5 protein-coding genes are annotated in these 6,315 nt (G+C 58.0%); all 5 read right to left on the bottom strand.

Annotated elements, in window-relative coordinates; translation table 11 throughout:
- Positions 1-97: 97 nt before the first annotated feature.
- A complete protein-coding gene (locus ACVWZJ_RS08330; RefSeq protein WP_457395742.1) occupies positions 98-1,357 on the bottom strand; it encodes an ABC transporter substrate-binding protein in 1,260 nt (419 codons plus the stop codon).
- Positions 1,358-1,416: 59 nt separating this feature from the next.
- A complete protein-coding gene (locus ACVWZJ_RS08325; protein ID WP_457395748.1) occupies positions 1,417-2,616 on the bottom strand; it encodes an RNA-guided endonuclease InsQ/TnpB family protein in 1,200 nt (399 codons plus the stop codon).
- Positions 2,504-3,097, bottom strand: coding sequence for an IS607 family transposase (locus ACVWZJ_RS08320; RefSeq protein WP_011431697.1), 594 nt, complete (start codon positions 3,095-3,097; stop codon positions 2,504-2,506). Before ACVWZJ_RS08320 ends, ACVWZJ_RS08325 begins: the two co-directional genes overlap by 113 nt.
- Before the next feature lie 67 nt (positions 3,098-3,164).
- Positions 3,165-4,271, bottom strand: coding sequence for an ABC transporter ATP-binding protein (locus ACVWZJ_RS08315; RefSeq protein WP_011431696.1), 1,107 nt, complete (start codon positions 4,269-4,271; stop codon positions 3,165-3,167).
- A gap of 63 nt (positions 4,272-4,334) precedes the next feature.
- On the bottom strand, positions 4,335-6,053 hold the full coding sequence (gene ureC, locus ACVWZJ_RS08310) for an urease subunit alpha (RefSeq protein ID WP_011431695.1): 1,719 nt from the start codon (positions 6,051-6,053) through the stop codon (positions 4,335-4,337).
- Between the last annotated feature and the right edge of the window lie 262 nt (positions 6,054-6,315).

Genomic DNA, 6,315 nt, shown 5'->3' with positions numbered 1-6,315 from the left:
TCAGGACTTGGGTCATGGTTCTATCATAACTTCCGCATTCCTCCCGACACTGACCCTACGGGTACAGTGCGGGGCTCCTGCGATTTCTAGCTGACCCCTATCCCGGCAAGACTTGTTGCTGCCAGAGGGCCTCCAGTTGCACCGTGTATTCGGAGTTCACGATGGGCACTGCCCCAGCAATGGCCTCTTGAATGGGGATCCCGGCAGCAGCCTCCAGTTGGGCAAAAGCTGTTTGGTAGTCGGCAGACAACCGGCTGACATCGATGAGCGGCAGATCCCCCCAAACCTCCGGCTTGAACTTTTCCAATTGCCCCTCCGGGCTGGCCAAAACCTCCGCCAGGACCATTGCCCCCCAAGGATTGGCCGCATTAATGGGAATGGCTGTAAACGAGGGATCGATCAAGCTGGTGCCCGGGATCCCATAGGGGGTGGTGCTGGGGGGAAATTGGCCGTTGCCCTTGCGTAAGATCACCTGATCGATAAAGGTGGGGATGAGCCACACTTCGCCGTTGGCAAAAAGCTCCGCCAGGCGGGCAAAGGTGGGCGGGTAGGTTTGGCCCTGTCTCCACAGGAAGGGATCCAGCTTTCTCAGGTATTCCACCAGGGCAGGGGATTGTCGCGCCCAGAGATCGGCATCGAAGTCCGGCCCGCTGTACTGAGCATAGCCCCCGGTCACGCCGTAGAAGGCGCTCAACAAAAAGCGGCTGCCATGAAAATCCGGCGGGGCCACGTAGGTAAATCGCCCTGGATTGGCCTCTGCCCAAGCCAACAGTTCGGCGTAGCTCTGGGGGGGATTGGGTACCCGTTCGGCATCATAGGCCATCAAAAAGTAGTTGCCGGTGTAGGGCGCAGAATAGCCCTCGGTGGGCAGGCCAAAATCCGTTGCAATATCGGCGGGATCGTAGAAGGGCAAGCTGGGCAATTTCTCAGCAAAAGGGCCGAAGAGCAAATTCCCCTGCTTGAGGGTGCGGAAGTTGTTGCCATTGATCCAGATGAGATCGATGCTGCCGCCGCTGAGCAGCCCGGCCTGTACCTCCCCAATCACCTTGTTGACTGCTTCAACGGTATCCGTGAGCGGGATCCGGTTCAAGCGAATGCCATAACGCTCCTGCAACTGGCTTTTCACCCAGCCATCCACGAAGCCGTTGATGGCCTCGCTGCCGCTCCACATGGCCCAGTTGACAGAGCTGCCCCGCGCCCGCTCCAGAATATCCGCCCAGCTCAAGGATCCCAGATCCACCATGTTCTGGGGGGCATTCTGGGCCAACGGAGAGCCTTGACTCAACACCCAAGCCCCCAGGGATCCCAGGCCGGCCAACACCTGCCGCCGCTTCCAGATAACGCTTTTGGGTTGCATAGCCTTGCCACCATCCCCATCAAACTTTCAGGTTCCAGATTCAACTTAAACTGATACATTTACGCTGAACACTGCTGATCATTACTGCTCAACGGTGCAGCGATAGCATTCTGTCCTTTTCCGAACAGAAAGGCGGTATCCCGCAAAGCTCTGAGCATAACACCCAGAGCGCCTTGCCAATCTCGTGGTAGCCTATGGCTGCACTTTGGGCATCTAAACACCTTTGCGCCACCCAACTTGGTGTGGATGTGCCCGCACTTGGTACAGGTTTTGCTGGTGTACGCTTCCGATACTTCCACGACGACCACGTTTTTCTTTTTGGCTTGAAACTTCAGGAACTGCTGGAACCGATAGTGCGCCCAGGTGAGCATCGCCCTTGCTGTCTTGCTACCAAACTTCCTCCCTGCCTTGGCAACCATCTTGGCTGACTCGAAAGTGGGGAGGAATATCAATCGGTAGTTATCCGTTAGGAACGCCGCTACCTTGCGATGGCACTCGTCCACCAAGTTCCTGATTCTCTCCCGCAGACGAAACGCCGCTTGCCGCATTCGCCTACGTTTGAGTCTCGGTGCTTTGCTCAGCCTAGATTGCAGATCGTCTAGGTGGTAGCACAGCCGAGCGATTCTACCAAAGTCCCCCTTGGCAATATTTACAAAACCTGCCCCATCAAACCCTGTAAGGAAGCTTCTTACCCCAGGGTCAAGCGCAACCACCCCCTTTGCTAACGAACACTGCTCGTTCACGGGCTCAGGAAAGATGGCATACCATCTGTCTTTCACCCGCATTAGCTCAGTTCCACGTGCCCATTCTCTGGGCATCTCCTCGGATGCACGGAACGCCAAACCTCGGGTGAGTTTCGGATACCACGTCCCATTGCGAAAGTTGCCGGCGTTGAATTGCAGCGTATGCGACCTGTCCCGCACACTGCGAAACCTCGCGTCTTTGCTTCGGCGAAACGCCAACCACGCCTCGACGACCGCGTTCTGCTTGATGTGGCAGGGGGCGTCCTTTACCCACTGGGGCAGGTCGGAGCGCAGGATGATGTCCCGCAGCTTTCTGGCCGTTCTTGGAACACCATGCTGACGCTGATAGGCAATCGCTTGGTTGTAGCAGTACCGGCACGCCGCTTGCCAACGCTTCCAAACCTTAGCCAGCGCTGGCTCCGGATAAATCCGTATCTTTCTCGATTGCAGCCCGGTATTTTCTGAGTCCGTAGAGCCGACTGCTGAAGCAGTGCAGGATGGTGAGGATATCCTCAACCAGTTCCTGTTGGGGAGAAAGGTGGTCGTCATCGAGAACCAAGATTTCGCAGCCGTATTGACGGCAGTACCACTCAACGAACTCAAATCCAAACCGGCAGAGTCGATCCCGATGAGCGACCACAATTGTTCCGACATCTCCCGCACGAACTCGTTCCAATAAGGCAAGGAACTTTGGTCTTTTGAAGTCGAGACCGCCGCCAACCTCTCCGACCACTTCGGCTCCAGGATAGAGGTTAACCAGTCTTGCAATCTGTCTCTCCAAGTCTGGTTTCTGCCCTCGACTGCTGACTCGGGCGTACAAAACGACTCGTTTGACTTTTCTTGGCGTTTTGATGTAGCTGTCGAGGTCATACCTTCTCGCCCTACCGGATGGTGTGCGTATTGCCTTGATCCAACCTTTCTGTTCCCATCGCCTCAAAGTGTGGAGACATACCCCGAAATAGTCCGCCGCTTCTCTCGGTTTCACATACCTAGCCATACTAAGCAGCCACGCTGAACATACTATACGTTATTTCCAGTATAGTCCAGCATATCATTGACTAGAGTCATGCTCTCCCCTCTTCCTTTGGGAAAAGGGCTGGGGGTGAGGGATCCCCGCCAACCCCCACAGGCCACAGAGCCTCTGGCGGCAAATGGATCCACACCGTCTGCCCCGGCGCAAACACTTGGTGGGGAGCCACCCAAGCCTGCAGACTGCCCCAAGGGGCTTGCAAGGTCAGCCGTCGCTGGGTGCCCGCAAAGCGTTCCGCCATCACCTGGGCCAAGAAAACATTGTCGGCCAAGCCGGGCGGCTGGGGAAGCACCTGCACCTGTTCCGGGCGCACCGTCAGCCGCACCTGACCTTGGAGTGGCGCGTCGCTTTTCAAGAGGATCCCGTCGTTGAGGCGAAGTTGGTGACCCTCCGCCTGCGCATCGAAAAAATTGACCCCGCCAAAAAAGCGGGCAATGCGCTCGGAGCGCGGCTGCTGATAGAACTCCACAGGGGATCCCACCTGGTGTAGCTGCCCCTCAAACATCAGGCCGATGCGTTGGGCCATGGCTGTGGCTTCTGCTTGATCGTGGGTAACCAGCACCGTCGTCACCCCTGTTTCCGCCTGCAGCTCCAGGATGAGAGCCTGCATCTCTTGGCGCAGGTTGGCATCCAGGGCCGATAAAGGTTCATCCAACAGCAGCACCTTGGGCCGAATCACCAAAGCCCGCGCCAGGGCCACCCGCTGCGCTTGTCCGCCAGAAAGCTGACTGGGCCGACGCTGAGCAAACCCGGCCAATTGTACCCGCTCCAGCATGCGCAAGGCGGCAGCCTCCCGCTCTGTCCGGGGAATGCCCCGCATTTTCAGGCCAAAAGCGACATTCTCCCCCACGCTCAGGTGGGGAAACAGGCGGCTGTGTTGGGACAGCAAAGTCACGCCGCGCCGTTCCGGCGGCAGAGGGTTGAGGGGGATCCCGTCCAGCCAGATTTCCCCCGGATAGGGCAAGGGATCCGGCTCCAGCAGGCCGGCGATGAGATTGAGGGTGGTGGACTTGCCGCAGCCCGACGGCCCCAGCAGGGCGAAGATCTCCCCTGCCTCCACACTCAAAGACAAATCCCTGAGGACAGGGATCCCTCCCTTGTGGAAGCGCTTGCTGAGGTGGCGGAGAACAAGGTGGCCCATGCTTGGGTTACCGATCAAACGCTCAATAGAGCTCTCAAACTCTCCCAAATTAGAACACCCAAATTAGAACAGAAAATACCGCTGCGCCATGGGCAGCACCTCTGCCGGCTCGCAGGTGAGCAATTCTCCATCGGCCCGCACTTCATAGGTCTCCGGGTTCACCTCAATGTGGGGAGTGGCGGTATTGAGTTTCAAATCCGCTTTGCCGATCTCGCGGCAATTTTTCACCGCTACGGCCCGGCGCTGGATCCCCAGTTTTTCCGGGATCCCCAGGTCTAGGGCAGCCTGGGAGACAAAGAGGAGGCTGGTCTCGGTCAAGGCGCGGCCAAAGCTGCCGAACATGGGGCGAGGGTACACCGGCTGCGGGGTCGGAATGGAAGCATTGGGATCCCCCATCTGGGCGTAGGCAATCAGGCCCCCCTTCAGGACGATTTCCGGCTTAACCCCAAAAAAGGCCGGCTTCCATAGACACAGATCCGCCAGCTTTCCCACCTCCACCGACCCGATGACGTGGCTGAGTCCTTGGGCGATGGCAGGGCAGATGGTGTACTTGGCTACGTAACGCTTGGCCCGGAAGTTGTCGTTGCGGCTGCTGTCTTGTGGCAAAGGCCCCCGCTGCACCTTCATCTTGTGAGCCGTCTGCCAAGTGCGGATGATCACCTCCCCCACCCGGCCCATGGCCTGCGAGTCGGAAGAGATGATGCTGAACACCCCCATGTCATGCAAGATGTCTTCGGCGGCGATGGTTTGGGGACGAATGCGGCTTTCGGCAAAAGCAATATCCTCCGGCACATTCTTGCTCAGGTGGTGACACACCATCAGCATGTCCAGATGCTCTTCGATGGTGTTGCGGGTAAAGGGGCGGGTGGGATTGGTGGAGCTGGGCAGCACGTTGGGCTCAGAGGCAATGCGAATGATATCGGGGGCATGCCCACCCCCGGCCCCTTCGGTGTGGAAGGTGTGAATGGTGCGGCCATTGATGGCAGCGATAGTGTCCTCCACGAAAGCGGACTCATTTAAGGTATCGGTGTGGATGAGGGTTTGGATGTCGTACTCATCCGCGACCTGCAAACAGCTGTCGATCACCGCCGGCGTGGATCCCCAATCTTCGTGGATCTTGAGGCCGCAGGCCCCCGCTTCCACCTGTTCCCGCAAAGCTGCGGGAAAAGCCGCGTTTCCCTTGCCAAAAAAGCCCAAATTGACGGGGAACCCCTCCGCCGCCTGCAACATCTTGCCCAAGTTCCAAGCTCCAGGGGTGCAGGTGGTGGCGTTGCTGCCTGTGGCCGGCCCAGTTCCGCCCCCCAAAAGGGTGGTCACTCCCGAGGCGATGGCAAACTCGCACAGCTGCGGACAGATGAAATGCACATGGGCATCGATCCCGCCCGCTGTCAGGATCAGGTTTTCCCCGGCAATCACCTCAGTGCTGGGGCCAACCACCATGCCCGGCGTCACCCCCGCTTGGATGTTGGGGTTGCCGGCTTTGCCAATGCCGACAATGTAGCCATCGCGAATGCCCACATCCGCCTTGACAATGCCCCACCAGTCCAGGATCAGGGCGTTGGTGATCACCAGATCCAAGGCCCCGTTGGCGCGGGTGGCCGTCGGCGATTGCCCCATGCCATCGCGGATGGTTTTGCCGCCCCCAAACTTAATCTCCTCGCCGTAGGTGGTGAAATCCTCCTCCACCTCGATGATCAGTTCGGTATCCGCCAGGCGCACCCGATCCCCTACGGTGGGGCCGTAGTTGCTGACGTATTGGCGACGGGGAATCTCTAGGGTCATAGGGTGGTATCTGCAAAAGGGCTGCCAGGGTTTTACCACACATCCCCACCCAGGGGATCCCTTGCTGCTTGTTGTCTGGTTTCAACCCTTCATTAGAACCCATTGGGTCGACTGAAAATTCGTTACATATATTTACATCTATGATCGAAAAAACAATTGCCAATCGACTCCGACCTCGATGGGACAAGGGATCCCTCGTTTAATTATTGTGAAGCAACTGAGGGCTCACAAACCCTGACCTATAATGCCAGGTAAGTCCTGC

This window comes from Thermostichus sp. OS-CIW-29 (genome assembly GCF_054058195.1).
Note: the sequence above shows the minus strand (reverse complement) of the source record. Positions and strands in the feature narration are given on the sequence as shown.